Annotated in this window: 18 protein-coding genes; 7 read left to right on the forward strand and 11 right to left on the reverse strand. The window is 54.2% G+C overall.

Annotation, left to right across the window (positions count from 1 at the left end; all coding sequences use genetic code 11):
* Window positions 1-197 precede the first annotated feature (197 nt).
* Window positions 198-506: a hypothetical protein gene (locus PO881_RS04275; RefSeq protein ID WP_280172924.1), complete on the forward strand. Its 309-nt coding sequence runs from the start codon at window positions 198-200 to the stop codon at window positions 504-506.
* Here the strand turns inward: PO881_RS04275 and PO881_RS04280 are convergent.
* From PO881_RS04280 to PO881_RS04305, 6 genes are all read right to left on the reverse strand, one after another.
* Window positions 410-3,811: an autotransporter outer membrane beta-barrel domain-containing protein gene (locus PO881_RS04280; RefSeq protein WP_280172503.1), complete on the reverse strand. Its 3,402-nt coding sequence runs from the start codon at window positions 3,809-3,811 to the stop codon at window positions 410-412. The genes PO881_RS04275 and PO881_RS04280 overlap by 97 nt on opposite strands.
* Window positions 3,812-4,096: 285 nt before the next feature.
* Window positions 4,097-5,167 (reverse strand): ABC transporter ATP-binding protein, encoded by a 1,071-nt coding sequence (locus PO881_RS04285; RefSeq protein ID WP_217547452.1) that lies wholly within the window; start codon window positions 5,165-5,167, stop codon window positions 4,097-4,099.
* Window positions 5,160-6,929 carry an iron ABC transporter permease gene (locus PO881_RS04290; protein ID WP_101762505.1) on the reverse strand — a complete coding sequence of 590 codons (1,770 nt, stop codon included), beginning with the start codon at window positions 6,927-6,929 and terminating at the stop codon, window positions 5,160-5,162. The genes PO881_RS04285 and PO881_RS04290 overlap by 8 nt, the downstream gene beginning before the upstream one ends.
* Window positions 6,930-7,002: 73 nt before the next feature.
* Window positions 7,003-8,091 carry an ABC transporter substrate-binding protein gene (locus PO881_RS04295; protein ID WP_137385230.1) on the reverse strand — a complete coding sequence of 363 codons (1,089 nt, stop codon included), beginning with the start codon at window positions 8,089-8,091 and terminating at the stop codon, window positions 7,003-7,005.
* 170 nt (window positions 8,092-8,261) lie between these two features.
* Window positions 8,262-8,954, reverse strand: coding sequence for a response regulator (locus PO881_RS04300; RefSeq protein WP_101762503.1), 693 nt, complete (start codon window positions 8,952-8,954; stop codon window positions 8,262-8,264).
* Window positions 8,947-10,587: a sensor histidine kinase gene (locus tag PO881_RS04305; protein WP_280172504.1), complete on the reverse strand. Its 1,641-nt coding sequence runs from the start codon at window positions 10,585-10,587 to the stop codon at window positions 8,947-8,949. Before PO881_RS04305 ends, PO881_RS04300 begins: the two co-directional genes overlap by 8 nt.
* Before the next feature lie 1,024 nt (window positions 10,588-11,611).
* On the opposite strand from PO881_RS04305, the gene PO881_RS04310 reads away from it, so the two are divergent.
* The 4 genes from PO881_RS04310 (at window position 11,612) to PO881_RS04325 (ending at window position 16,575) form a co-directional block, all read left to right on the forward strand.
* On the forward strand, window positions 11,612-12,589 hold the full coding sequence (locus tag PO881_RS04310; protein WP_280172505.1) for a glycosyltransferase family 2 protein: 978 nt from the start codon (window positions 11,612-11,614) through the stop codon (window positions 12,587-12,589).
* Window positions 12,590-12,605: 16 nt separating this feature from the next.
* Entirely contained in the window at window positions 12,606-13,913 is a 1,308-nt protein-coding gene (locus PO881_RS04315; protein WP_192415371.1) for an oligosaccharide flippase family protein, read from the forward strand.
* The gene (locus PO881_RS04320) at window positions 13,910-14,905 is read left to right on the forward strand and encodes a glycosyltransferase family A protein (RefSeq protein ID WP_101762499.1); all 996 of its coding nucleotides are present in this window, start codon (window positions 13,910-13,912) and stop codon (window positions 14,903-14,905) included. The genes PO881_RS04315 and PO881_RS04320 overlap by 4 nt, the downstream gene beginning before the upstream one ends.
* A 380-nt stretch (window positions 14,906-15,285) precedes the next feature.
* Window positions 15,286-16,575, forward strand: a complete 1,290-nt coding sequence (locus PO881_RS04325) for an HAAAP family serine/threonine permease (RefSeq protein ID WP_280172506.1) — start codon at window positions 15,286-15,288, stop codon at window positions 16,573-16,575.
* 45 nt (window positions 16,576-16,620) lie between these two features.
* Here the strand turns inward: PO881_RS04325 and PO881_RS04330 are convergent, their stop codons facing one another.
* The 3 genes from PO881_RS04330 to dbpA form a co-directional block, all read right to left on the reverse strand.
* Window positions 16,621-18,177 (reverse strand): methyl-accepting chemotaxis protein, encoded by a 1,557-nt coding sequence (locus tag PO881_RS04330; RefSeq protein WP_110867787.1) that lies wholly within the window; start codon window positions 18,175-18,177, stop codon window positions 16,621-16,623.
* Window positions 18,178-18,619: 442 nt separating this feature from the next.
* Window positions 18,620-19,582 carry a chemotaxis protein gene (locus PO881_RS04335; protein WP_008105989.1) on the reverse strand — a complete coding sequence of 321 codons (963 nt, stop codon included), beginning with the start codon at window positions 19,580-19,582 and terminating at the stop codon, window positions 18,620-18,622.
* 141 nt (window positions 19,583-19,723) lie between these two features.
* Window positions 19,724-21,103 carry an ATP-dependent RNA helicase DbpA gene (gene dbpA / locus PO881_RS04340; RefSeq protein ID WP_101762496.1) on the reverse strand — a complete coding sequence of 460 codons (1,380 nt, stop codon included), beginning with the start codon at window positions 21,101-21,103 and terminating at the stop codon, window positions 19,724-19,726.
* A 402-nt stretch (window positions 21,104-21,505) separates the two neighbouring features.
* Between dbpA and PO881_RS04345 the strand changes: the two genes are divergently transcribed.
* Window positions 21,506-21,703 (forward strand): hypothetical protein, encoded by a 198-nt coding sequence (locus PO881_RS04345; protein ID WP_039333073.1) that lies wholly within the window; start codon window positions 21,506-21,508, stop codon window positions 21,701-21,703.
* A 123-nt stretch (window positions 21,704-21,826) separates the two neighbouring features.
* Here PO881_RS04345 and PO881_RS04350 read toward each other — a convergent pair whose 3' ends face one another.
* The gene (locus PO881_RS04350) at window positions 21,827-23,188 is read right to left on the reverse strand and encodes an amidohydrolase family protein (protein ID WP_280172507.1); all 1,362 of its coding nucleotides are present in this window, start codon (window positions 23,186-23,188) and stop codon (window positions 21,827-21,829) included.
* Window positions 23,189-23,276: 88 nt separating this feature from the next.
* Entirely contained in the window at window positions 23,277-24,137 is an 861-nt protein-coding gene (locus tag PO881_RS04355) for a LysR family transcriptional regulator (protein WP_192236741.1), read from the reverse strand.
* An 87-nt stretch (window positions 24,138-24,224) separates the two neighbouring features.
* On the opposite strand from PO881_RS04355, the gene PO881_RS04360 reads away from it, so the two are divergent.
* The gene (locus PO881_RS04360) at window positions 24,225-25,397 is read left to right on the forward strand and encodes a cyanate transporter (protein ID WP_280172508.1); all 1,173 of its coding nucleotides are present in this window, start codon (window positions 24,225-24,227) and stop codon (window positions 25,395-25,397) included.
* The last annotated feature ends 37 nt before the right edge of the window (window positions 25,398-25,434 follow it).

Consider the following 25,434-nt stretch of genomic DNA (forward strand, 5'->3'; position numbering starts at 1 on the left):
AAAGAATTTAATTATTGAGCGGCGTATTTAATAGCAGGAGGTGATGTGTCGCTGTTTATTCTGTTTTAAAAAAAATATTTTTAATGAGGATTATCAGTGAAGAAAGGAGGCGGCTGGCCGCCCCCCTTAACATCAGGATTTCGGGAAAATCCACACATGGTTTTCCGGCAGCGCCAGATGGCAATGCTGCGGAACAAATGTTCCCAGCGATCGCCAAGGTTATTCGCAACGTCTGCATTGAGCACACGCGTAATCCGGGCGATCTCTCCGACGGCGGCTGGACGGTGGATTCGCTGAACATTGCAGATTGCGGTTCTCAGTTGAATCTCAACAATGCGCGCGTGGTGATCCGTCAGCTTAACCTGCAATCCGGCGCGAAACTCAGCCTGAATGGCGCCCGGCGCATTGATCAGAAATGTACCTTAATACCCAGCGCGGCGCTGGAATCGCTGAAGCCTTTACCGCCAACCTGTTGCGCGATGCCGCCCCAGATGCCGACGTGTTGACTCGGATTCACTTCCAGACCCAGTTTCACTTCGCCGATATTGCGCGCACCCGCCTGCTCAATCTTCACGCCATCCAGTTTACTGCCGAAGCGCTGCGTATTATGCAGCCAGTTCACTTCAGCGTAAGGCTGCGCGGTGGCGGTGTGCATGGTTGCCCGAACGCCGGTGCGGGTTTGCACGTTATTTTTGCCGGTGGCGCTGACGCGGGTGCCGTTCTGCTCGGTATAATCGCCGGTTTTTACGCCCATCCACACCGCCTGCGCTTTCGGCTGCAGGCGATACTGCTGCTGCTCGCCGAAGGCGAAGCTGTAGCCGCCTTCCAGTGACGCGGTCATCCCCTTCGACTTGTAGCTTTCCTGACCGAGACCTTCACCTTTCACGCTGTTATTGAAGGTGTTGTAGGCCAGCCAGCTGTCGACAAAGGCGCCGCTGCGCGTCTGGCTGTCCTGCTGCCAGCCGGCATAGATACCGCCGCTGTAGCCGTTAACCTGGCCTTTGGCGCTGTAGCCGGTGGTTTTCGACAGCGTATTGCTTTTGGCGTTGCCGTAACCCGCCATCACGCCGAGGCTGAAACGGTCGCTGCCATTCAAACTCCATTGTGCGATGTCGCCACCCAGCTGCGTCATGTAGCTGTTGGTGATGCTTTTCAGCTGCGCGGTGCTGTCACTGAAGCGCCCGTGCGCGCCTTCGTTGCGCAGCCACAGCGTGGTTTTTTCCACTTTGCCGGTCAGCGCATCACGGTATTCTGTCACGCCCGGACGATCGGCTGCGCTCAGGGTAAACAGGTTGCTGGCCGCCGCAAGGTTAGCAATATAGCTGCCGACTTCCGGACGGGCACGCGGGGTACGTTTCGGTTGCGGCACCTCCGGTGCAATGACGGTGCCCGTATCGCCGCCCTCGTCTTTAATGGGATCGACAGGCGTTGGATCAACGGGAATCGGATCGCTAACCAGGCGCCACTTGCCGTTTTTATCCTGCACCAGCGCATAATCCCACGCGCCGCCGACAATGCGACCATCCTGCAGGAACTCACCGTTTTGCGTGCCATCAACGCGAATCAACTCAATGCCCTCCAGCGTGGCAGCACCTTTACCGCCCGCATTGTGCACCTGAACTTTGGTGGTGCCGCTGGCGTTGCCGGCAATATGCAGTTTATCGCTAGCCGTATCGTCACCCGCCAGCGCAAGGTTCATCACCAGTTTGGCGTTGTCAGCATTGTAGTCACCCTTAACGGTTAAGGTGTGGAAATCGCCTGCCCCGTGATCGAAGGTGATGGTGCTGTCTTTGGCCGTCAGGTTGTCGACGGTGGAGCTGCCGGTCATATTCCACTGGCTGCTGCCCGCTAAGCTCAGATCCTGTAAATCATGCGCGGCACCCTGCCAGCGCGAACCGGAATCCAGACTGACGCTGCTGGCCTGCGTTTTGCTGCGATCAATGTTGGCATCACCCTGCAGTTGAGAATGATTGCTGGCGTTAACCGTAATACCGCGCACATCCGCTCCTGCATCTTCGCCGTACGGGTCTAACCCGGTTTCGAGCAGTGTTGTGCCGGACAACAGGCTGTTATCAAGATTCACTGTTGAAAGGGCATTATTATAAGCGATGATTGCTGGCCCGTTATCCACTGTCAAGACGGTGTTATTAAGGTTGGCCTGGCCTTCAGTACTGTCAGTCAAAATTCCTGCGGCGTTATTTCCTTTAATGTGTAAAAATGAATTATTAATGTTAACGGTCGGGCCATTATAAAGTGTGGATTCAGTTTTAACATTAATCGCATTAGCGAACTTTTCAGGATTGCTAATATTATCTATTTCAGCAAAAACATTGTCAGCTGTTAATACGGAGCCACTTTCAGCATGGAAAGCAGTGCCACCTCTTTGGCTTTTTATTCTTGAGTTAATTATGTTTGCCCTTCCATTAAAACTTGAGGCTGCACCAAACCCGGCACCGATGATCTCAATATCTACATTTTCTGCATCGACTTGTCCTGAAAAATCGGCGTAAATACCAGCAGACTTTCTATCCACGGCAATTAATTTACTATCTCGAACGGTGGCTAACCCTTTATTACTGGCAGTAACTGCGCCGCCAAAATAAGCCCCAGAAGAAATTTTGCTATTATTTATATTTGCGCGGGTACCCTCACTTTGTGCCACGACGCCACGTCCTCTTGCATCAATCTGTATATTTTCAGCATTCAGGACGCCACCTTTTTTAGCAAGCATGCCGGTGCTGTTTTTTCCCGTCGTAGTGATGCTCCCACCAAAAATATTCAGTTCCGAACCGATATTTACCCACGCACCGAAGGCATTATCACCCGTCGCGACGTAATGGCTGTTATGACTTGTGGTTTTTCCGCCATTTTCAGCCAGTAATCCATATGCACCATTATCTGTAACGGTGACATGACTGTTAGCCACATTGGCTACCGTGTTTGCGCTATAGCTATTGATTCCCTGGGCAGTAGATACCACGGTCACCCCATCAACATTCACAATGCCGCCGCTTTTAGCAAGAATGCCTTTGCTACCTTTACCGGTATTTGTAATGCTGCCGCCAAAAATATTGAGTTCTGAGTCATTGTTCACCCATCCGCCATCAACGTTACTGCCTGACGTGGTGTAATGGCTGTTGGTACTGGTGACTTTAGCGCCATTTTCAGCCAGCAGCACGTAGGCACTATTACCGTTCACGTTTACGTTGCTGTCGGCAATGACAAGCTCAGTACCTTTACCCAAACCGTAAACGCCATAGGCGTTGGCCTGTACGCTCAGGTTCTTGGCCAGAATTTTGGATTTATCGGCGTAAATGCCCACGCTGGAAGTATTCAAGGTAATATCGCTAGCCATTAACTTGCCGCCATTGCCAGCCACTAAACCATATCCCTGTGCACCTGTAGTGGTAATCGTACCGCCGGTTATATCAATATTCGATCCCGCACCATCAACATTAACCCCGAACGCTTTTTTACCGCTGGTCGTGAAGTTCATATTATTGCTGTGCGCGGTGGCGCCTTTTTCAACAAATAAGGCGTGTGCGCTGTCATCGCTGGTAGCCACGTCCTTATCCCGAATATTGATGATATTTCCCGCGCCAGAAGCATATTCGCCATAGGCGGGGTCGGCCAGCGCTGGCTGGATAATTCCGACGCTGGCGACCGCCATAAAGGCCGTCGCCACGCAGCCTGCGGTGAGGCGACGTGCTGTGCTGGAGCGGGATGATTTTACTTTACCGCGTGCCAGTTCGGAGGTGACAACATAATTACCCTGGCTGTGGTTCCAGATAACCCGATAGTTTTTATTCATTTTGACTCTCTGCCTGTAAAAATATCTCACGCCGAAATAAAACGTTGATTCGCGCGCGGGATGATTAAGGGATGGATATAATTTGATGGCAGAGAGAATATGAAAGATGCGGTAAAAAACCGGCTAAGACATGTCTTGAATAAAATAAGTACAGAAAGAATTTAATTATTGAGCGGCGTATTTAATAGCAGGAGGTGATGTGTCGCTGTTTATTCTATTTTAAAAAAAATATTTTTAATGAGGATTATCAGTGAAGAAAGGAGGCGGCTGGCCGCCTCCTTAACATCAGGATTTCGGGAAAATCCACACATGGTTTTCCGGCAATGCCAGATGGCAGTGCTGCGGATCGCGCACCTCGCTGCCATAAGCGCGAATGACAAAATCATCGCCCTGGGTGCGGAACAAATATTCCCAGCGATCGCCCAGATACATGCTGGTGAGCAGCGGCAGTTCCAGCTGATTTTCGCCCGGCCCCTCGACCAGTTTCACCCGCTCGACGCGGATCACCGCCGTGGCTTCCTGGCCGTTTTGCACGCCTGCGCCCGCCAATCCCCACAACGCCCAGCCTTTGCCCTCGATGCGCGCTTTGCCGTCGCGCAGCTCGGTGATTTTGCCGTGCAGCCGGTTGTTGCTGCCCATAAACTCGGCGGTGAACAGGGTTTTTGGCGAGCCGTACATCTCCTGCGGCGTGCCTTGCTGTTCGATTTTGCCGTTATTGAGCAGCAAAATACGGTCGGAAATCGCCATCGCCTCATTCTGGTCGTGTGTCACCATCAGCGCCGACAAGCCCAGTTTGATGATCAGCTCACGCAGGAACACGCGCGCCTCTTCGCGCAGCTTGGCATCCAGATTCGACAACGGCTCATCCAGCAGGATCACCGGCGGGTTGTAGACCAGCGCACGACCAATTGCCACGCGCTGCTGCTGACCGCCAGAAAGCTGGTGCGGATGGCGTTTACCAAGGTGGCCTAACCCCAACTGCACCAACACATCCTGCACGCGTTGGGTGATCTCCGCTGCCGCCACTTTGCGCAGCTTTAACGGATACGCCACGTTCTCGAACACGGTTTTGTGCGGCCACAAGGCGTAGGACTGGAACACCAACCCCAGATTACGTTCTTCCGCTGGGATCTCACTGCGCGGCGTGCCGGCGTAAACCGTGTTGTTGCCAATCACAATCGTGCCTTGCGTTGGCTTCTCCAGCCCGGCGACCGCACGCAGCAGCGTGGTTTTGCCGCTGCCGGACGGACCAAGCAGAGAAACCACTTCGCCGCGCTGCAAATTCATCGACACGCCTTTCAGCACCGGATTGTCGCCGTAAGTTAAGTGCAGGTTTTCGACCGATAATTCAATCATGTAATTTGACTCCAAATCGCAAGGCAATACCCAAACCGACCACGACCAGCAGGATGTTAATAAACGAGAGTGCGGCGACGATATCTATCGCGCCCGCCGCCCACAGGGAAACCAGCATGGAGCCGATGGTTTCCGTGCCGGGCGAAAGCAGGTACACGCCGGTGGAATATTCGCGCTCGAAAATCAGGAACATCAGCAGCCATGAGCCAATCAGGCCGTAACGGGATAACGGAATGGTGACGTGACGCGTGATCTGTCCGCGCGTGGCGCCGGTGCTGCGCGCCGCCTCTTCCAGTTCCGGCCCGACCTGCAGCAGCGTGGACGAGATCAGACGCAGGCCATACGCCATCCACACCACGGTATACGCCAGCCAGACGCTGAAGATGGTGCTGCGCAGTGACCGCAGCCAGACGATCAGGTTATCGCGCAGCCACTGCGACCAGACGAAATCAGACAGCCAGCCCGATTTGAGCGAGTTATCCAGCCACATCGGCAGGAACAGGAACACCCAGAGAAACGCCAGGCCTGCCAGCAAGCCCGGCACCGCACGCGGTACCAGCACGCTGTAGTCGAGAAAGCGCGTGGTGTTATCGGGTTTGCGGTGCATGGCGATGCCGATAAACAGGTAACACACCACCGCCAGCGCGCCGCCAATTACCCCAATCGCCATCGAGTTGACGATGGCGCGCAGCAGGTTAGGCTGCGCCCAGATGGTCTGGAAAGTTTTGATCGACAGCTCATCCCAGATTGAGACGCCAACGCCCCAGTTTGAGATAAACGCACGCAGCACCACGCCCAGCAGCGGCACGCCAATGGTCACCGTCAGCCAGAAGGCGACAACCGCGCCCGCCACCCAACGCCATTTGCCCAGCGGCAGCGCACGCGCCTGCGAGGCTTTGCCTTTTACGGTGACAAAGCGATTGGCGGTGCGCATCAGGCGGCGTTGCAGCATCACCAGCGGGATGGTGATACAGATCAGCACCACCGCCACGGCAGCCATCAGATGATAAGAAGGCGTGCCGAGTTTATTAGTCAGTTGGTAGAGATAGGTGGCCAACACCATGTTGCCTTCGGGATCGCCCAGCACCAGCATCAGGCCGAACACCTCCAGGCCGAGGAAGAACAGCAGCACGGTGGCATACAGCATCGAAGGACGCACCATCGGCAAGCTCACCGCCGTCATCACCTGCAGCGGTGTCGCACCCGCAATACGCGCCGCTTCTTCCACATCCGATCCCACACTGCGTAGTGCAGAAGAGATATACAGATAGGCGTGCGGGACGTGCGTTAGCCCGGCGATCACCACAATGCTCGACATGTCGTAGATATTCCACGGCACAAAACCGAACAGCGATTGTGCCCACAGCGAGAAGAATCCCACCGGGCCCGCCGCCACCACGTAACCAAAGCCGAGTACCATCGGCGAGACAAAAATTGGCACGAGGATCAGCGGCTCAATGATGCGTCGGCCGGGCAGATCGGTGCGCACCATCAGAAACGCCAGAATACCGCCCAGCGGAATGGCGATGATCACCAGCCCGAAGGCGAGAATAAATCCGCTGCGCAGCGCTTTATAGAAGTCGGGATCGGTGAAAATAAATTCAAACGACTCGAGGCTCCACGCTTTCGACGGCGAAAAGAACGGGGCGGACAAGAAACTTTGTATCACGATAAACGACAGCGGAACGTAGATAACCAGCGCGGTTATCAGCACCACAACGCCGCGCGGCAGGCTTTGCCACTTTCTCTGCAATGCACGCATATTGAGACCCTGAATGGCGAATCAGATAACAGAAAGAGAAGCGCGACGCAGCGGCCGCGCTTCGGTACTGCCGTTATTTACCGGCGGCTGTGCGCCACTGTTTGATGTAATCCAGACGTTTTTTCGGTTGCAGATATTCCAGCAGGCTTTCATCAACCGGGATCGGTTTCAGCGCGTTACCTAACATTTTGGTCAGGCCATCAATGTCATTTTTGCCTTCAATATCGTTGCGCAGGGAAGGGATGTCGGCCTGATTGGCCAGAATGCTTTGCCCTTTTTCAGACAGCACGTAATCGAGCCACAGCTTAGCCGCATGGCTGTGTTGCGCTTGCTGGCTGATGAACGAAACGCGTGACAGCACCAGCGTGTAATCCTTCGGATAAGCGATGCCCAGCGACGGATCGGTTTTGGCGCGCGCTTCGGCGTAAGAACCCAAAATGTTAAAGCCAATCAGGTTTTCGCCGGATGAAACCCTTTCCATCATGGTGCCGGTGGAAGACTGCACGGCTAAACCGCCTTTCGCCACGTCGGCCAGGGTTTTGAAGTAGTTGGGGTCGGCTTTGGCATCCTGTACTGAGAGCATGAAGCCGAGGCCCGATTTCTCAATATCGTAGGTGGTGACTTTGCTCTTGAATTTGTCGGTCTGGCTGGCGATCAGCTTGGCTAACGCAGCGTGCGAATCGGGCACGTCACCGGCCGGGATCATGCGCTTGTTGTAGATAAAGACCACCGGTTCGTAGGTGGTGCCGTACGCCTTGTTATTCCACACCGCCCACTTCGGCAGCTGCGCCAGTTCAGGGGATTTGTACTCCTGCGCGTAGTCGGTCGCCAGCTTCAGGCCGGTATCCATCGAGGAGCTCCACACCACATCGCCGCTGGTGCCACCCGAGGCTTGTTCACTGATAAAACGGTTGTACAGCTCGGTGCTGTTCATATCGTTATATTCAACTTTGATGCCGGGATAAGTGGCCTCAAAGCCTTTGACCAGCGGCCCGGCGGCTTTGATGTCGGTGGTGGAGTAGACCACCACTTTGCCCTCTTTGGTGGCGGCATCAATCACGCTTTGGTAGTCCGAAGGGTAACCTTGCGGCGGAGCCGCTACGGCTGACATGGAAACAAACACAGTGGCGGCAATCAGAGACAGAGGGAAAGTGTTCGACATTATAATTAACCTTTTAGTTACATTTGAGGAACTAAAGGTCAACATAGCCGATCGCCTTTTCCACACAAGAGGTGACGGATTGTTATCTTCACGAAGTGTGATTGTTGGCGTCGTTTAGGCAATTAACACCATAAAAACCACAAGTGGCCGCGCGCGGAATTTGCGCGTGATCACAGGATTTTGCGGTACAGCCGTCGCGGGTGGCCGATATTGCCGTACTGCATCTCGACGCCAATAAATCCGATCTCCACGCAATATTCGAGGTAGCGGCGGCCGGTGGTTTTGCTGATGCCGATGTTTTCTACCACCTGTTCAACCGACCAGCTGCTGTGCGGTGCTGCGTCAAAAAAGCCTTTCACCCGTTCCAGCGTAATCGACTCAATGCCTTTGGTGGATGGCGCGGCAGGCGCGTCACTGGCTGGCAGGTTGAACAGCTTATCCAGCGCCTGTTGATCGACATTCTTCATCTGGCGCAGGGTCTGCACCAGCAGCATGAAGCGCTCCAGCGACGCGCGCAGGCGATGGAAAAACACCGGTTTCAGCAGGTAGTCAAAGGCGCCGCTGCGCATCGCGTGGCTACAGGTTTGCATGTCGCTGGCGGCGGTGATGAAAATCACCGAGCACTCAAAACGCTTCAGCAGCGGATCGTCAATCAAGGTTACGCCCTGACCATCCGGCAAATAGTTGTCGAGCAGCAGCAGCCGTGGCTGATGCGCAGCAATCAGCGCGCGCGCCTGCGCCAGCGTGGCGGCAATGCCGACCACGCGCAGATGAAAATTCTGCTCAATATATTCACGATGCAGATCGGCCAGATGCGGCTCATCTTCCACAATCACCACATCAAGCGGCTTAGCATTATTCATGGGAAAGTCCTGTTAATGCGGCGGGCTGGAACGGAATAAACACCGAGAAGATGGTGCCCTGAGGTGAGTTGTCGCTGATCTCAATGCTGCCGCCCGCCTGCTGTACATAACCTGCCGCCAGATAGAGGCCGATGCCGTGCTCTGCACCGAACATATCGTCGTTGCTGGACGGCTTGCTGGTGACGCCTTGCTCAAACAGATGCGGTTTAATGCTGTCATCGATGCCGCAACCCTGATCGGCCACTTCGATTAACAGCTCCTGATTACGGCCAGAAATATACAATTCTATCGGGGCGGCGGGCGGTGTGGCATTGAGCGTGGCGTCGACGGCGTTATCCAGCAGATTACCGATCACCGACATCAACGCCGTTTCACTCAGTGCGGCAGGAATGCGGCTCAGCTGGCAGGCCGGATCAAATTTCAGCTCCACGCCTTTTTCCCGCGCACTGACATATTTCCCCAGCAGCAGCCCACAGAGCGCGGGGGAGGTGAAGCGCGCCGAGACAAAATCCAGCACCTGCTGCGCGCCAGCTGATTGCGCGTGGATGTAGCGCATCGCGTCGTCGTAACGCTGCATCTGTAACAGGCCGACCAGCGTGGCGGTCCAGTTCAGCTGTTCATGACGCATGATGCGTAAATTATCCGCATAGCGTTTCACCTGGCTCAGCTGGCTGCTCAGCGTATTGATGTCGTTTTTATCGCGGAAGCTGCATACCCAGCCGCCAGGCTCGCCGGGTTCCAGCTCGATTGCCACCCGGTTAACGATCACCTGACGCTGATTGAGCACGGTAACGTGATCGTGAGTTTTCACCTCATGCTGGCGCAAAAACGCCGCAGGAATCTGCAACACCGCATCCAGCGGTTTACCCAGCAGTTCACTCTCACTCTGCTGAATATCCAGCAACTCGCGTGCGGCGCGGTTGATGAGAATCAGCTGCCGCTCCGCGTTGACCGCAAACACGCCTTCATACATCGCTTCCAGCAGCGCTTTTTGTTGCAGCACCAGCAGGGCGATATCCTTCGGCTCCAGCCAGAACATCTGTTTTTTCAGGTTGCGACTAAACATCCAGGAAAAAATAAACAGCAGCAACAGCAGCGCCACGCCATACAAACTGGCCTGCCACAGCAGGCTAACGTTGATATTGGCAATATAGGAAGTGAGATAACCCACCGAGACAATGCCAATCACCTGATGCTGGGCATTTAAGATCGGCGCCTTGCTGCGCAGCGACACGCCGATGCCGCCTTTGCGCACCGAAATAATGGTTTTGCCCTGCAGCACCTCGGCATTGTCGCCGCCAATCATCGGTAAATTGAGGCGCTCCGGTGATTCCGAGTGGTAGAGATGGTGTTCTTGCGTGTCGCCAATCACGATATAGCTGGCATCGCTTTGGTTGCGCAGCGGCTGAATCAGCGCGGCGATGCCAGCGATATCACGGCGCGCTACTTTCTCCGCCAGGCCGGGCATCAGCGCAATTTCACTGGCCTGCACCCGCGCGCGCTGTCCCAAATCGTGATGCAGTTGGCGATCGATAAAATGAAACAGAATGGTGCCCAGCAGGGCGAGTAGCAGGCAGGAAAACAGCACCAGCGACAGGAAGAGTTTTACCTGGAAAGATAATCTGCGTTTCATACAACCTGCAGTAAAGAGAAACTGGAGAGAGGCATGGCTGGAGACTAGCACGCGAAAATGCGTGCCGTGACACGCTATCTTCAGAGTTGTGAGCTGGCTTCAATCCCGGCGCGGCTTGGGCGCTGGTTACTGTTGGCACCATGTCAGCGATATTCCCATCTTATTCCTGGTATTCGCCTGCTGTGGCGCTAATCAATCGGCAAAAAATCAATTCACCACGGCTAATCTATGCGCCGTTATTTAATCCAGCCTTTCTCTGAGTAAATTCCGGTTTGGCCTGGCAACCATTGACCTTATAACCCGGAGTGGTGAGAATGCCGGGAAAAGTTTTGAATTAGATCGCAAATTTTGGGCATTAAGCCCGTTGCAGTGCGACCGCAAGCGTCGCACTGAATTAACGCCACTTGCACTCATCGGAACGCAAAAGACGCGCCGAAGTAATAAAAGTGCAGGGCACACAGCAAATATCGTTAATGTCGTGACGTTCGTTGAGAAGGCCCGTCTGTTGATGCACCTACTCAGCCCCGGTCGGCATTTCTTGTTTTTGGTGATGAGCGCGATAAAAACGCCAGCGTTTTTTTACGCTCATTACCAGACAGATAAAAATTTAATTTAAGTTCGCCGTGAATGACGTGGTGACGCTATTAAGCCAAATCACCGCAAGATAAAACGTAACTGGCTGAAAATTAACTGAACTCTTACGAGCGCAGCGCAGCCTTTTTATGCCTGGAAAATGGGTTTATGCGTAGTCAGTAAACAGGTAGCTGCAAGCCTGGGGCGGTAGCCTGCCTGTTTTACCTGACGAAAGCAGAATAAATCTGCACGGTTTATTTGGCGATTATCTTATTTAGCGATCTTTTTACAGAGAATTAAAGGCCAGTTTTATTTGACCTGAGGAAACTCTGAAATAGACAGGCAATAAATGTTAAGCCGGGCGCAAGCAACGTGCACTGTTAATCACTGCAATGTTCAGCAAATATTTTTTACGCCCGCAACTTTTACTCCGACAGAGTCCAGAGGTTATATGCAAAATCCCGTTAACGACGTTTTAATCAGCGTCATCGTGCCGGTGTATAACGCCGCGGCGTATCTGGAGCGATGCATTGATAGCCTGCTACAGCAGGAAGAAAGCCGTTTTGAAGTGATCTTTATTAATGACGGCTCCAGCGATAACTCGCTCGCGATATTACAGAATTACGCCCATTACCCGCATTTTCATATCATCGATAAAACCAACGGCGGCGTTTCGTCGGCGCGCAATCAGGGCATTCGCGCCTCGCGCGGCAAACTGCTGTGCTTTTTAGACGCCGATGATTTTCTGCCGGCCAGCGCGTTTGCCACCTATGTGCGGCTGATGCAAAACAACATCGCCATGGTGGGTGGGGAATCGCAGCACTTCACGCCGCAAGGCGATCCGCTCGATTTCCCGGCCAACAGCAGTGACGTGCGCCAGCTGACCGCTTCGGCGGCGATCAACGATCTGCTCTATTTCAATCCGCGTCACGGCATCTGCGACAAGGTGTTTCGTGGTGATGTGATTCGTCAGCATCAGCTCACCTTCAACGAGGAGATTTATAACTTCGAAGATCTGCTGTTTGTGGTCAATTACCTGCACCTGCAACAGGATCGTCAGGTGATCTTCACCCAGCAGGTGGTTTATTACTATGTGGAATCCACCAACTCCGCCACGCGATCGGCGTTACGCGAAAAGCATTTCTCCTTTGCGCGTTCGTTTAATGGCATGCAGGCGTTTTTATCCGCGCAGCATAGCCGCTGTTATTACCATCTCTATTTAAAAGTGACCTCGTCTTATATCTATAAGGCGCTGCACAGCGACGGATTCAGCCGCGCCTTTATTGATGAATATATTTCGCTCTACCGTCGCAGCTTCAAGTCCTATTTCACATCAGGATTGATGCTCAATCCGTGGAGCCTGTACTTTGCGCTGTTTTTTGTCAGTCCACGACTGGTATCGCGTCTGCGCCGCCTGGCACAGAAATAAACGCTGAGGTTGAGTTGTGAAAGATAAATTAAAAAATTCTATGTGGATGATCGCTGAAAAGCTGATTGCGGTGTTCGGCCTGATATTTGTCACCTCTTATGTGGCGAAATATGTGGGGCCCACCACCTTCGGCATTATCTCGATTTCGATGCTGGTTTTTCAGTTCATCCAAAGCATCGCGCTGATGGGCAGCGATGTGATTCTGCTGAAACGATTATCGCAAAATCATCACTCCGGCATGCGCTTAATGATGGCGACCTTTCTGCTGGTGTTAGTGATTTACGGCATTCTGGCAGCCAGCGGCATGCTGATTATGGGCGAAGAGTGGAGTGCTGAAGCGCGGGTATTTGTCTGCGCAGCGGCGATTGCCTGTCTGTTTTCTTCGCTCGATCTGGTCAATATCTACAACGAGGCGATGCTTAATGCGCGCCTGAATGTCATCGCCAATCTGGCGGGGCTGGCGATCAGTTTAACCGTGCGCTTCTTTATTTCGTATTACGGTTTGGATCCGCAACTGTTGTCGATTCCGATCGTACTGGCGACCTTTATTCCTTTTGCCATCAAACTGACGATATTCCTGAAATACCATCGTCAGGTACCGATTCCGGCACTGCGCCAGATGAAGAAATATTCCCGCTATATGGTGGCGTCCGGTATTTCTCTGGTGTTTTCCGTGATTGCGGTGGCGATTTATACCCGCGTTAACCAAATCAGCGTGTCGTATTTCCTTGGTGTGAAAGAGGCGGGGATTTTCTCTGTCGCGCTGACGCTCGCCACCGCGTGGGTATTTTTACCCAATGCCTTGCTGGCTTCCTTTTTTCCGGCGTTCTTTGCCGAACGTGACGATCGGCAATCGATTATCAAAGCACAGAAATTACATCTGCTGGTGATTGGTGTCTCGTCGCTGGTGATTCTGGCGATTTGGTTATTGTCCGGATGGTTTATCCGTGACTTTTACGGTGCGGAGTATCTCGATGCGGTAGCGCCAACGCTGTTACTCAGCGTGGGTGCGATGTGCGCGGTGCTAAGCAGCGTGATGGATCGTTTCATTATTAAGTACAACGGATATCGCTATTTAGTGAAGAAAACCTTCGTGGTGTTATTAATTTGCGTGGCCTCCTCTTTATTGTTGGTTCCTTATTTCGGTTTAAATGGCGCGGCCATGAGCGTGGTATTAACCGAGTTTTTATCTTTCTCCCTGCTTAATTACTTTTTCCCTGCTCAACCCGTAATGCGTATTCATCAAATTTTTATCAATCCCAGGAAACTATGGCTGTTATTTAACAATATCAAAACCTCAGACAGTAAAGAGAGTTTATCATGAATGAAAAACCCCTGTTTAGTCTTATCATTCCCGTCTATAACTCACAAAAAACCATTAAACGTACCTTACTGAGCGTGCTTAAACAGACGTTCAGCAGTTACGAAGTGATTGTGGTTAATGATGGCAGCAGCGATTCAACCGCGAATATTCTGCAGGAGTTTAGTGCTTATTCGCAGGTCACGGTAATTCACCAAATTAATGCCGGTGTCAGCGCCGCTCGAAATAGCGGAATGCAGCAAGCCAGCGGTGAATATGTGTTATTCCTCGATGCGGATGATTGGGTGGATGATAACTTCCTGATGATCTTCAAACAGAATCTCGATGCCTGGCCAGCGGAATCTGTCGATTTGATGGTGGGCAACCTCAACGACAATCGCGTGGGCAAAGTGTCGCAGGCGGGCTTCTTCAGTCAGGAGGACATTCCTTATGTGCTCGGTGAGCTGGAGATGAGTGATAACATCGGTTATCTGCATAACAAATGTTATCGCCGTCAGATTATTGAGGAGTTGAACCTGCGCTTTTTGGAAGGTATCTCCATGAGCGAAGATTTGCTATTTAACCTTAAATTCTTCAGCTGCATTAGCAATTTTCTGGTCACGCCGGGTGCGGCTTATCATTATGAAGATGTGGCGGGTTCATTATCGAAGCGTAAAGTGCAATACAGTGAACTGAAAGTACGTAAACAGTTTCTCACCGCACTGTATGATTCGATCATCAGTAAATATCAGGCCAGCGATCTCGACTATTTCCTTAAAGGCATCTCCAAACGTGTGCTGGCGCTGGATATGCAAATCGTGACCGCAATGTATCACTCATCGTTTTCACCTGCGGATATTGCCCAGGAAATTGATCAAATAAAGCGGGGTAAATACTCAAAAGGTATTTTCATCCTGCTGAATAAAAATGAAAAATTGAAGTACATGATTATGAATTTGAATACACTCACAGCGTACTATTTTCTTTATGCACTCTACAGAATGCGCGCATTCTAATTAAATTCTCCCGGCGTTAGCCTCTGGACGCATTTGCTGTATCAGAGGCTAGTGGCCGGGGGAGTTGCTCTTTATGTCATCTGCACCACCCGTGGTAACAGCCCAGCGTTGCCACACCTTTCCATTTTCCTCACGCCTTTCTGCTGACTCCCCGTTACTCCTTCTTGCACTCATTCCGCGTCTCATGTCAAATAGCGCCCCATGCAATCGATTGCGCGCATGTTTCGTGCATTTACTGCGGCGCAAAACATCAGGATGCGTGAATTTCATCTCATGAAGCGTCATCCTTTGCGTTCCGGCCGGGCGGAGCAGCCCACGCCATGATTGGTAGCCATCTTTGTGGCTGCATGTTGATAAAGCTTGAAATTCTGGAGAGACAGATGGACAACTCACAAACCGGTACGCTTGGCACCGTAGAAACGGCGGCTAAGGGCTGGCGTAAGAGTGATACCGTGTGGATGCTGGGTCTGTACGGTACGGCGATTGGTGCGGGCGTGCTTTTCCTGCCGATTAATGCCGGTGCAGGCGGGCTGATTCCGCTGATTATCATGGCGATTCTTGCCTTCCCGATGACCTATTACGCGCACCGTGCGTTAACGCGCTTTGTGCTCTCCGGTAAAAATCCCGGCGAAGACATTACCGAAGTGGTGGAAGAGCACTTTGGCGTGGGCGCTGGCAAGATCATCACCTTGCTCTACTTCTTTGCTATCTATCCGATCCTGCTGATGTACAGCGTGGCGATCACCAACACCGTCGATAGCTTTATCGTGCATCAGCTGGGGCTGGTTTCGCCGCCGCGTGCGCTGCTGTCGCTGATTCTGATCATCGGCATGATGACGGTGGTGCGCTTTGGCGAGCAGATGATTGTGAAAGCGATGAGCATACTGGTGTTCCCGTTTGTGGCGGTGCTGATGCTGCTGGCGGCTTATCTGGTACCGCACTGGCATGGTGCAGCGCTGGAAACGTTGTCGTTAGATGCGAATGTAAGCGGCCACGGCATTCTGATGACGCTGTGGCTGGCGATTCCGGTGATGGTGTTCTCCTTCAATCATTCGCCGATTATCTCCTCTTTTGCTGTTGCCAAGCGCGATGAGTACGGCGCAGGCGCGGAGAAGAAATGTTCGCGCATCCTGGCGAACGCCCATCTGCTTATGGTCGTGACGGTGATGTTCTTTGTGTTCAGCTGCGTGCTGAGCCTGTCGCCAGCCGATCTACAGGCGGCGAAAGATCAGAACATCACCATTCTGTCCTATTTAGCCAACCACTTTAATGTACCGATGATTGCGTGGATGGGGCCGATTGTGGCGATGGTGGCGATCACGAAGTCATTTCTCGGGCATTATCTGGGGGCGCGTGAAGGGTTTAACGGCATGGTGGTGAAGTCGCTGCGCAGCCGCGGTAAAACCGTCACGCCGCAGCGTCTGAATCGCCTGACCACCGCATTTATGCTGCTGACCACCTGGCTGGTGGCGACGCTGGACCCCAGTATTCTGGGCATGATTGAAACGCTGGGTGGGCCGATTATTGCGATGATTCTGTTCCTGATGCCGATGTATGCCATTCAGAAAGTGCCGGCGATGCGTCAGTACAGCGGAAAAATCAGTAACGTGTTTGTGGTGATCGTTGGCGTGCTGGCGATTTCGTCGATTGCTTATTCGCTGGTCAGCTAAGCATATATATCAGAAAGGTCGCCAGGCATGGCGACCTTGTCATCATTACACCGCAGCCGTTTTAAACACACTCATCGACTGCGCCAGGCGATCCGCCTGTTCCTGCAACGCCTGCGACGCCGCTGAGGCTTCCTGCACCAACGCGGCATTCTGCTGCGTCACCGCCTCCATCTGCGTAATCGCTGAGTTGATCTCGCTAATCCCGCTACTTTGCTCGCTGCTGGCAATGGTGATTTCGCTCATAATATCCGCCACGCTCTTCACGCTGTTGACCACTTCACCAATCGTTGAACCGGCGTGCGTCACCAGACGGCTACCTTCATCCACCTGCGCGACCGAATCCTCAATCAACACCTTGATCTCTTTCGCGGCAGATGCCGAACGCGCCGCCAGATTACGTACTTCGGTGGCTACCACGGCGAAACCACGGCCTTGCTCACCGGCGCGTGCGGCTTCGACCGCGGCGTTAAGGGAAAGTATGTTGGTCTGGAAGGCGATGGAGTCGATCACGCTGATAATATCGACGATCTTCTTCGAAGAGAGCGTTATGGCTTCCATCTTCTCGATCACCTGTTCCATCACCACGCCGCCTTGCTTCGCCACGTTGGAGGTGTTGGCCACCAGCTGATTAGCTTCCCGCGCGTTTTCGGCGTTGTGCTTGACGGTGGCGGTCATCTGTTCCATCGCCGATGCGGTCTCTTCCAGCGAGCTGGCCTGCTGTTCGGTGCGTGATGAGAGATCGATGTTACCGCTGGAGATTTGATTCGAGGCGACAGCAATGGTATCGGAACCGGCGCGCACATCGGAAACGATAGTGAGCAGATTGTCGTTCATCGCCTGCAGCGCCTGCATCAGCACGGCGGTTTCATCTTTACCGCTGATTTCAATGTGCGAGCTGAGATCGCCTGCCGCGACTTTTCCGGCGATTTCCACCGCTTCATTCAGCGGACGCACAATTGAACGCGTCAGCATAAAGCCTAATACGATGGAGGCCGCAATGGCGAGAGCGGAGAAGATTAGCGTCATCTCAATAGCGGATGAGCCGTTATCAATAATCTTCGCGCCTTCTTGCTGTAACTGCTGCGATTGCGAATCGGCAAACGCCACCGCGCTTGCCAGGAAAGCGTTTTGCGTATCGGTAATGGATTTCAGTACATAGGTGCTGGCGGCGTCTGCATCGCCAGCGCGTACCAGCTCAATCAGCTGATGTTTCTCGGCCTCGAATTTGTCACTGGCCGCCAGCAGCCCGGCGATTTTCTTTTTACCCACTTCGGTAACCTGTATCGCTTTGATTTTATTCATCGCGTTGTTGGTATGCTCAGTGGCTTCGGCGAGTTGCTGATAACGTTTAACGTTATTTTCCGGACGCGTGGTATCAATCACGATGCCACGCAGATATTTAATTTGATCGTTAACACCGTCACGGACGTCAAAACCGAGACGCACTTTTACGTAACGGTCTTCCACAATCGACGTAATACCGGTTTTGATGTTGTTAATTTTGGTAATCGACGTGATGCCGACAATGACTAACAGTGCCACCACTAAACCAAAGGCGATGCCCAAACGGACGCCGACCTTCATATTCTTTAAGCTCAACATTGGTTCTCCCCGTAATGCCAAAAATTGATGTTTTCAAGACGGAAAAGCAGGCAAGGTGCCCGCATCAGGTTGATGTTTTCTAAGGTAAAAATGGTTACGCAGCGTGACAGATCTGGTATGGCAGCACCAGCGCAAGCGCTATCAGTTATCGGTTGTTAATGTTTTAACTTTAATTTTTTAGAGATGCGTCACGGTTTGGTTAATGACGTTAACCTTGATTTTTGACTGGATGGGAAAGTGAGGCGGGAGGATCCTGGTTGAAGGGTCGCCAGGAATGGCGTAATGCCGATCAGTTAAGCACCTTATCAAATCACCGCACATTCCGTAGCGGCGCGATTTATCGCGCAATGAATTGCGCCGCTACACTGTGTGCTCTCGGTAATTAAGGGTTTTCAGGTCTTAACTGACAAGCATTACGCTATGAACGGTGGAGTTACGATCATTAACGCGGCTTTTTCAGCACGCCGTGGATCACATTCGACAGCTCGTTGATTTCGAACTTCGCCACGTAACCATCGGCACCGACTTTACGCACGTGATCTTCGTTGGCGCTGCCGGAGAGTGAAGAGTGGATCACCACCGGAATCTGGCGCAGGTTGTTATCGCGTTTGATGTTGCGCGTTAAGGTAAAGCCATCCATCTCCGGCATTTCGAGATCGGTCAGCACCAGCGCGATCTTGTCGTGGATCGACTCACCGTTTGCAGCCGCTTCTTTCTGCATCTCGTTAATTTTGATCCAGGCTTCCAGACCGGTGTTGTGCATAATCGCCGGGATGCCCATGCTTTTCAGGCCTTGCTCCAGCAGCTGACGCGCCACTTTGGAATCTTCCGCCACAATTGCCACTTGGCCAGGCTTCAGATTGAAGTCTTTGGCGGTCTCTGCGCTTGGCTCAACGCCGCGCACTGAAGGAATGATGTCATACAGAATCTGCTCAACGTCCAGCACCATCGCCAGATTATTGCTTTGGCCGTCGGTATCCAGACAGGCGATGCTGGTGATGTTGCGGCTACCGATGCCCGCTTCCGCCGTGTGCACCTGGCTCCAGTCGAGACGCACAATGTTCTCCACCGATTCCACCGCAAACGCCTGAGTGCTGCGCGCATATTCGGTCACCAGCAGCAGGTTAAGGCCGGTTTCTGGTTTGCAGCCGGTGACGGCGGGCAGATCGATAACCGGAATAAACTGGCCGCGAATACTTGCCATGCCAAGCAGCGGCGATTGCATGCCAGCGGCGCGGGTGATGGTAGGCATCGGCACGATTTCACGCAGTTTAAATACGTTGATGCCGTACAGCTCAGATTTGCCTTTCAGCTGATCGGAACCCAGTCGGAACAACAGCAGTTCGAATTTATTGGAAAGCGCAAGGTTGGCGCGTTCATCGATCTCTTTCTGAAAATTATCCATCATGGCCTCGGAGCAGATCTGGGCTGAGTAAAGGGCAGGGCAATATCGCCATGATTAACTTATCGGCAGAAGAGAAAAAAAATGAAGGGGGAGATAACGGAAATTTTAGCGTGAGAGCGATCGCCCTCACGCGGGTACCCTTTACTTCAGCAGAATGGCGCGCACGCTTTTGCCTTTAATCTTGCCCTCTTTCAGCTTGATCAGCGCTTTCTTCGCCTGAGCGGCGTCGATGGCAACATAGGCGTGGGTGGCGGTCATATCGATCTTGCCGATCTGGTCGCCGCTGAATCCGGCTTCACCGGTCAGCGCGCCGAGAATATCGCCCGGACGGATTTTGGCTTTGCGGCCGCCATCAATGCACAGCGTCATTTTGGTCGCCGGCAGCGATTTGGCGCTGGTGCCTTTCAGCGAGCTGGAGGAGACCCAATTGAGCTTCTGCTGCAGATACTCTTCCAGCGCATTGGCGCGCACCATTTCGTCGGGGGCAACAAAGCTTACCGCCAACCCTTTCTCACCGGCGCGACCGGTACGGCCGATGCGATGAATGTGCACTTCCGGATCCCACGCCAGCTGGAAATTCACCACCAGCGCCAGCGATTTAATATCCAGACCGCGTGCAGCGACGTCGGTGGCGATCAATACGCGGATGCTGCCGTTGGCGAAGCGAATCAGCACGCGCTCACGATCGCGCTGCTCCAGATCGCCATGCAGCGCTAACGCACTGATATCACGCTCGTTCAGCGCGGCAGCAACGTCGTCACACTCGCGCTTGGTGTTACAGAACACCACGCAGGAGGCCGGTTGTTGCTGGCTGAGCAGCGCGCCGAGCAGGCTGTGGCGCTCTTTGGCGCTGGCTTCAATAAACTGCTGCTCGATGGTCGGTAACTCGGTTTTATCTTCGGTGGCGACTGCCAGCGCATCGCGCTGAAAACGCTGGCTGAGACTGGCGATGGTATCCGGCCAGGTGGCAGAAAACAGCAGCGTCTGGCGCGTTTCCGGCGTAAAGCCGATGATCGCTTCCATATCGTCGCGGAAGCCCATCTCCAGCATGCGATCGGCTTCATCCAGCACCAGCGTTTGCAGCTGGCTGAGATCAAGGTTGTCGCGCTTCAGGTGATCAAGCAAACGGCCCGGCGTGCCGACCACGATATGTGGCGCATGCACTAAGGAATCACGCTGCGCGCTCATCGGCTGGCCGCCGCACAGCGTCAGAATTTTGATGTTGCGGGTAAAACGCGCCAGCTGACGCAGCACGTTGCTGACCTGATCGGCCAGCTCACGCGTCGGGCACAGAATCAGCGCTTGGGTGTGGAACTGGCTGTTATCGATGCGGTTCAGCAAACCCACGCCAAAGGCGGCGGTTTTGCCACTGCCGGTTTTCGCCTGCGCACGCACGTCGCGCCCTTCCAGAATCGCGGGCAGGGAAGCGGCCTGAATCGGCGTCATGGCGTCGAAACCCATCTCGCGCAGGTTATCGAGTTGGCTGGCGGGCAGTTGCGTCAGGGTAGAAAAAGCAGTCACGGGAAAGTCTCTAATTGCGGGTAGGATGGCGGCGGTCAGTCTGGCAGAAAGGGGCGTGATCGGCAATGGCAAAAGCGCTTCTGCTGCCTGCCTGAAAACCGTTAGTGTTATAACAGGCTTGTCTCGTTTTTATACGCATACTGTTGTGAAGTTCTAATGCTTTTGTGGTTGATTTTATTCTGCAATGAAGGCGCTAAACCTCGACATATTCAACGAAAAAGGAGAATTAGCGTTATTAAACAACCATTATCAGGGTTTGTTAATGCTTACTTATAAGTATTGTGCTAATGAATGGCTTCGCTTAGGTAAAATTCTGATTAAAACGAATAGCCGATTTGCTTTATATTTACCCCGCCGTTTGGCTAATCAGTAAATACCCATAATATTTCAGAGGTCATTTCATTGAGTCATTATGTCCAGGGACAAAACGAAGACATTCTGAAAATCGTCGGCCGCGCCGTGTTAACGCTGCATCTGCATGGAGAAACCTTATCTTCGGATAAAGTCAGCTCTATGATTGCCTGTTACGCGGAAGAAGAGCCTGTCAGCGACGATGAAAACCAGCGGCTGTATGCGCTGGCGATTCAGATGCTTTCGTAAAATCCAGCACTCACCGGGTGTGCGCATGCCGCCTGTTTATGTCGTACGTAAAGCCTCCTTGCGGAGGCTTTTTTGTTGGGTGCCTTCAGCCACGCGCCGCTACGGGAATGTGCGATTTTCGGCTTACGCACTGAACACTGGCAATCCGCGGTGGAAGGTGGCGCGGACCGGGGAGATGCGGGCGACGGCTTCGGCGGAGCAGCTGGCCTCGACCAGCATCATGCTGGCTTCATCGTCGACCTTCGGCCACTGACGTTCGCCCTGATTCGACAGCGGCAAGATCCCGCCGGTGGCGATATGCAGCGCGCGGCTCAAACCGAACTCATCGGAACCGCGATACAGCTGCGCGTACAAATTGGCTTTCTCCAGCATGCTGCCGGTGCCAAACGGTGACCAGTGATCGATCACGCTGTCCGTGCCGGTCATCACCGTGATGCCCGCCGCCTGCAGCTGCGGCAGCGGCATGGTCAGTTTGCCAATCGGAATGGTCGACGCCACGCTCATCTGCTGCTCGGCCATGCCCGCAATCATCTGATCCAGCGCTTTGCCTTCCAGCGTGCCGAGCGCAAAACCGTGGCTCAGCGTCACTTTACCCTTCAGCTGCGGGTTTTTCGCGATGGTGTCGATCATGTATTGAATGGCCGCCACGCCGGATGGCGAGGTTTCGTGCAGATGGATATCCACGCTGCGCTGGAAATCGAGGGCGATCTGGAACATCGCATCCAGCGACGCCTGCATCGCGCCATCCACGTTGGTCGGATCGAGCCCGCCGACAAACTGCACGCCCATCTGCATCGCTTCGCGCATCAAGCCATCAACCTTCGAGTGCAGCAAACCGTGCTGCGGGAAGGCAACGATTTCACACGGGAATTCCGCATGATTCGCTAGCGCCAGCTTGAGATGCTCAAGGCTTTTCAGGCCGCTAACCGGATCGATATTGCAGTGGCTGCGCGCTTCGGTGGTGCCTTTGCTGTGCAGCAAACCAATGATCGCTTCGGCACGCGCCTGCGACGTTGGCAGCAGTTGCGGGATCAGCACCTGTTCGCGCGCAATCATATCCATGATGGTTTTGCCCTGACGCGGACGCGGCGCTTCCCACGGACCACCGTAAAAGGTTTTGTCGAGATGGATATGCATATCGCGGGTGCGCGGCAGCAGCAGGGCGCCGTTGGCATCCCACTGAGGCAGATTGGTGTTGCGCGCTTTGCCTGCGGCATCAATCGCCGCGAAAGTGCCGTCTTTGATAGTGATGTCGTACAGCGCGGTGCGTGTGGCGATCACCTCTTTACCGTCGCGCTCAAAGCCCTCTTCGAGGCGGACATTGAGCAGCTGGTAGTGCGCAACGCGCGGTGGCGGCGTGTGCGGCTGTGTGCTGCTGGCGAGCAGCGGTGAAGCGGGCGCAGCGTAGCTGATGCCGGCGGCCAGCAGGCTTCCGGCGGCGGTCAGACTAAGAAATTCACGACGGGTGGGAGAGGTCAGTTGCATCAGAGGTTCCATCAAATGAGAAACGCTTAATCTGGCAAAACTCTACGTAGCGCGCTGCGATATTTGCCACTGGTTAGCAGTGGAAAAATCACTGCCACTGCAGCTGACAAAAGGTCACCAGCGCGGCGGCCAGCGCCTGCTGCAGTTCGTCCTGCGGCGCACGGCAAAATAGCGCCAGTTCAAAATGGTTGATGGTGGGTAAACCATCGGCTTCCCCTAATACGCGATGCTCAGGCAAGCGGCAGCTGGCGGGCAGCAGCGTTAAGCCCAATCCGGCGGCGCTGGCGCTGGCGAGCGCCACCAAACTGGCGCTGCTGTAGCTGATGCGCCAGCTGCGGCCGAGGCTATCCAGCGTCTGCGCCATCTCCTCGCGATATAAACCGAGCTGCGGGAACACCACCAGCGGTACCGGCGTTTGCTCAAAGCAGGGATGTGCGGCGCTGTCAAGCCACAGCAGCGGCTCGGGGCGCGCAGCCAGCGGACGTTCACCGCCCGGCTGTTTGATCAGCATGATATCCAGCTCCTCACGCTGCCAGGCGCGATGCAAATCGACATACATGCCGCTCATCACATCAAGGCGCAGTTGCGGATGTTCGCGACTGAACTCCGCCAGCAATCCGGCGGTCGGCGCGGCGAAATCTTCAGGCACGCCAAGGCGCAGCACGCCGTCGCGCCATTTATCGCTCAGCACGTCGTGCGCTTCGCCGTTTAGCGCGATGATGCGGCGCGCATAGCCCAGCAGCTTCTCGCCCTCTTCGGTGAGCGCCACCTGATGCGATGTGCGCTGTAGCAGCGGTTTACCGATCATCTCTTCCAGCCGACGCACCTGCTGGCTGACGGTGGATTGCGACAGATGCACGCGATCGGCGGCGCGAGTGAAGCTGGCGGTTTCGCACACCGCGACAAAACTCAGCAGTTGCTGCGGGGTGAACATCGGCTGACGATTCATTTTTCCACTGGTCATTATGGTGTTATTTCATTTCCAAATAGTAACGACTGCTGCGATGCTGACAACCTCTTTGCAGCTGGATTGTGTATGAATCGACATTTCAACGGATTAACGCTCGCCGCTTTGGTAGTGGCTGGGCTGAATATGCGACCGTTACTCACTTCTCTTAGTCCATTACTCGGCCAGCTTCGGCAAACGATGGGCCTCTCTTCACTGGCGGCTTCGCTGCTGCCTGCGGTACCGATGGTGATGATGGGCGCGGTCGCGCTACTGAGCGCTTCGCTGATGCAGCGCCTGCCGCTGCAACGCTTGCTGCTGGCCGGATTGATGCTGCTGCTGCTGGCGCTGGCGGCGCGTGGCGTGATCCACGACGGCAGTTGGCTGGTGGTCAGCGCGCTGTTTGGCGGCCTTGGCGTGGGCGTGGTACAGATGGCGATGCCGGGCCTGATTCGTCAGCGCTTTGCGCAGCGCAGCGCGCCGGTCACCGGATTGTGGGCCGGTGCGCTGATGGGCGGCGGCGGTTTGGGGGCGGCGTTATCGCCGTGGCTCAGCGATCATTTGGGCGAGCCGCTGGCTCTGAGCGGCTGGGCGCTGCCGGTGCTGCTGGCGATTGGATTGTGGTTATATGTGCGGGTGCCAACCGCCGCCAGTACGGAAAACGTTGCGCTGCCGCCGCTGTGGCGCACGCCGCGCGCCTGGACGCTGGCAATCAGTTTTGGACTGGTGAACGGTGGTTACGCCACCTGCGTTGCCTGGCTGCCGGATGCCTATCATCATCTTGGCTGGTCGGCGCAGGCCGGCGGATCGCTGCTCGGCGCAATGATTCTGTGTCAGGTTGCAGGTGCGCTGTTGATGCCGTTGCTGGCGCGTAAGGCGGATCGCCGTCCGCAGCTGATTATCAGCCTGGTTTGTCAGCTGATCGGCATGAGCGGCTTTCTGTTTGCTCCGCTGTTCGCGCCGTGGCTGTGGGCGGCGATTGCCGGATTTGGACTGGGCGCGGCGTTCCCGCTGGCGATGGTGCTGGCGCTTGATCACCTGCCGCATCCGCAGGCCGGTGCACGGCTGGTGGCGTTTATGCAGGGCGCGGGCTTTATCATCGCCGGCTGCATGCCGTTTATCGCCGGTCAGCTGCAGGCATTAACCCACAGTTTTTCCAGCGTCTGGCTGATGCAGGCGGCGGTGACGGTCGGGCTGATTTTGCTGAACCTGCGCTTTCATCCGCGCAGTTATGGTCGGGCCTTTGGCCGGACTGCGGCGTAATTGGTCCTACCAAAATATTCAAATGTGGCCGCGTCGT

Source organism: Pantoea sp. SS70 (assembly GCF_029866845.1).
In the GTDB taxonomy this organism is placed as follows: domain Bacteria; phylum Pseudomonadota; class Gammaproteobacteria; order Enterobacterales; family Enterobacteriaceae; genus Pantoea; species Pantoea leporis.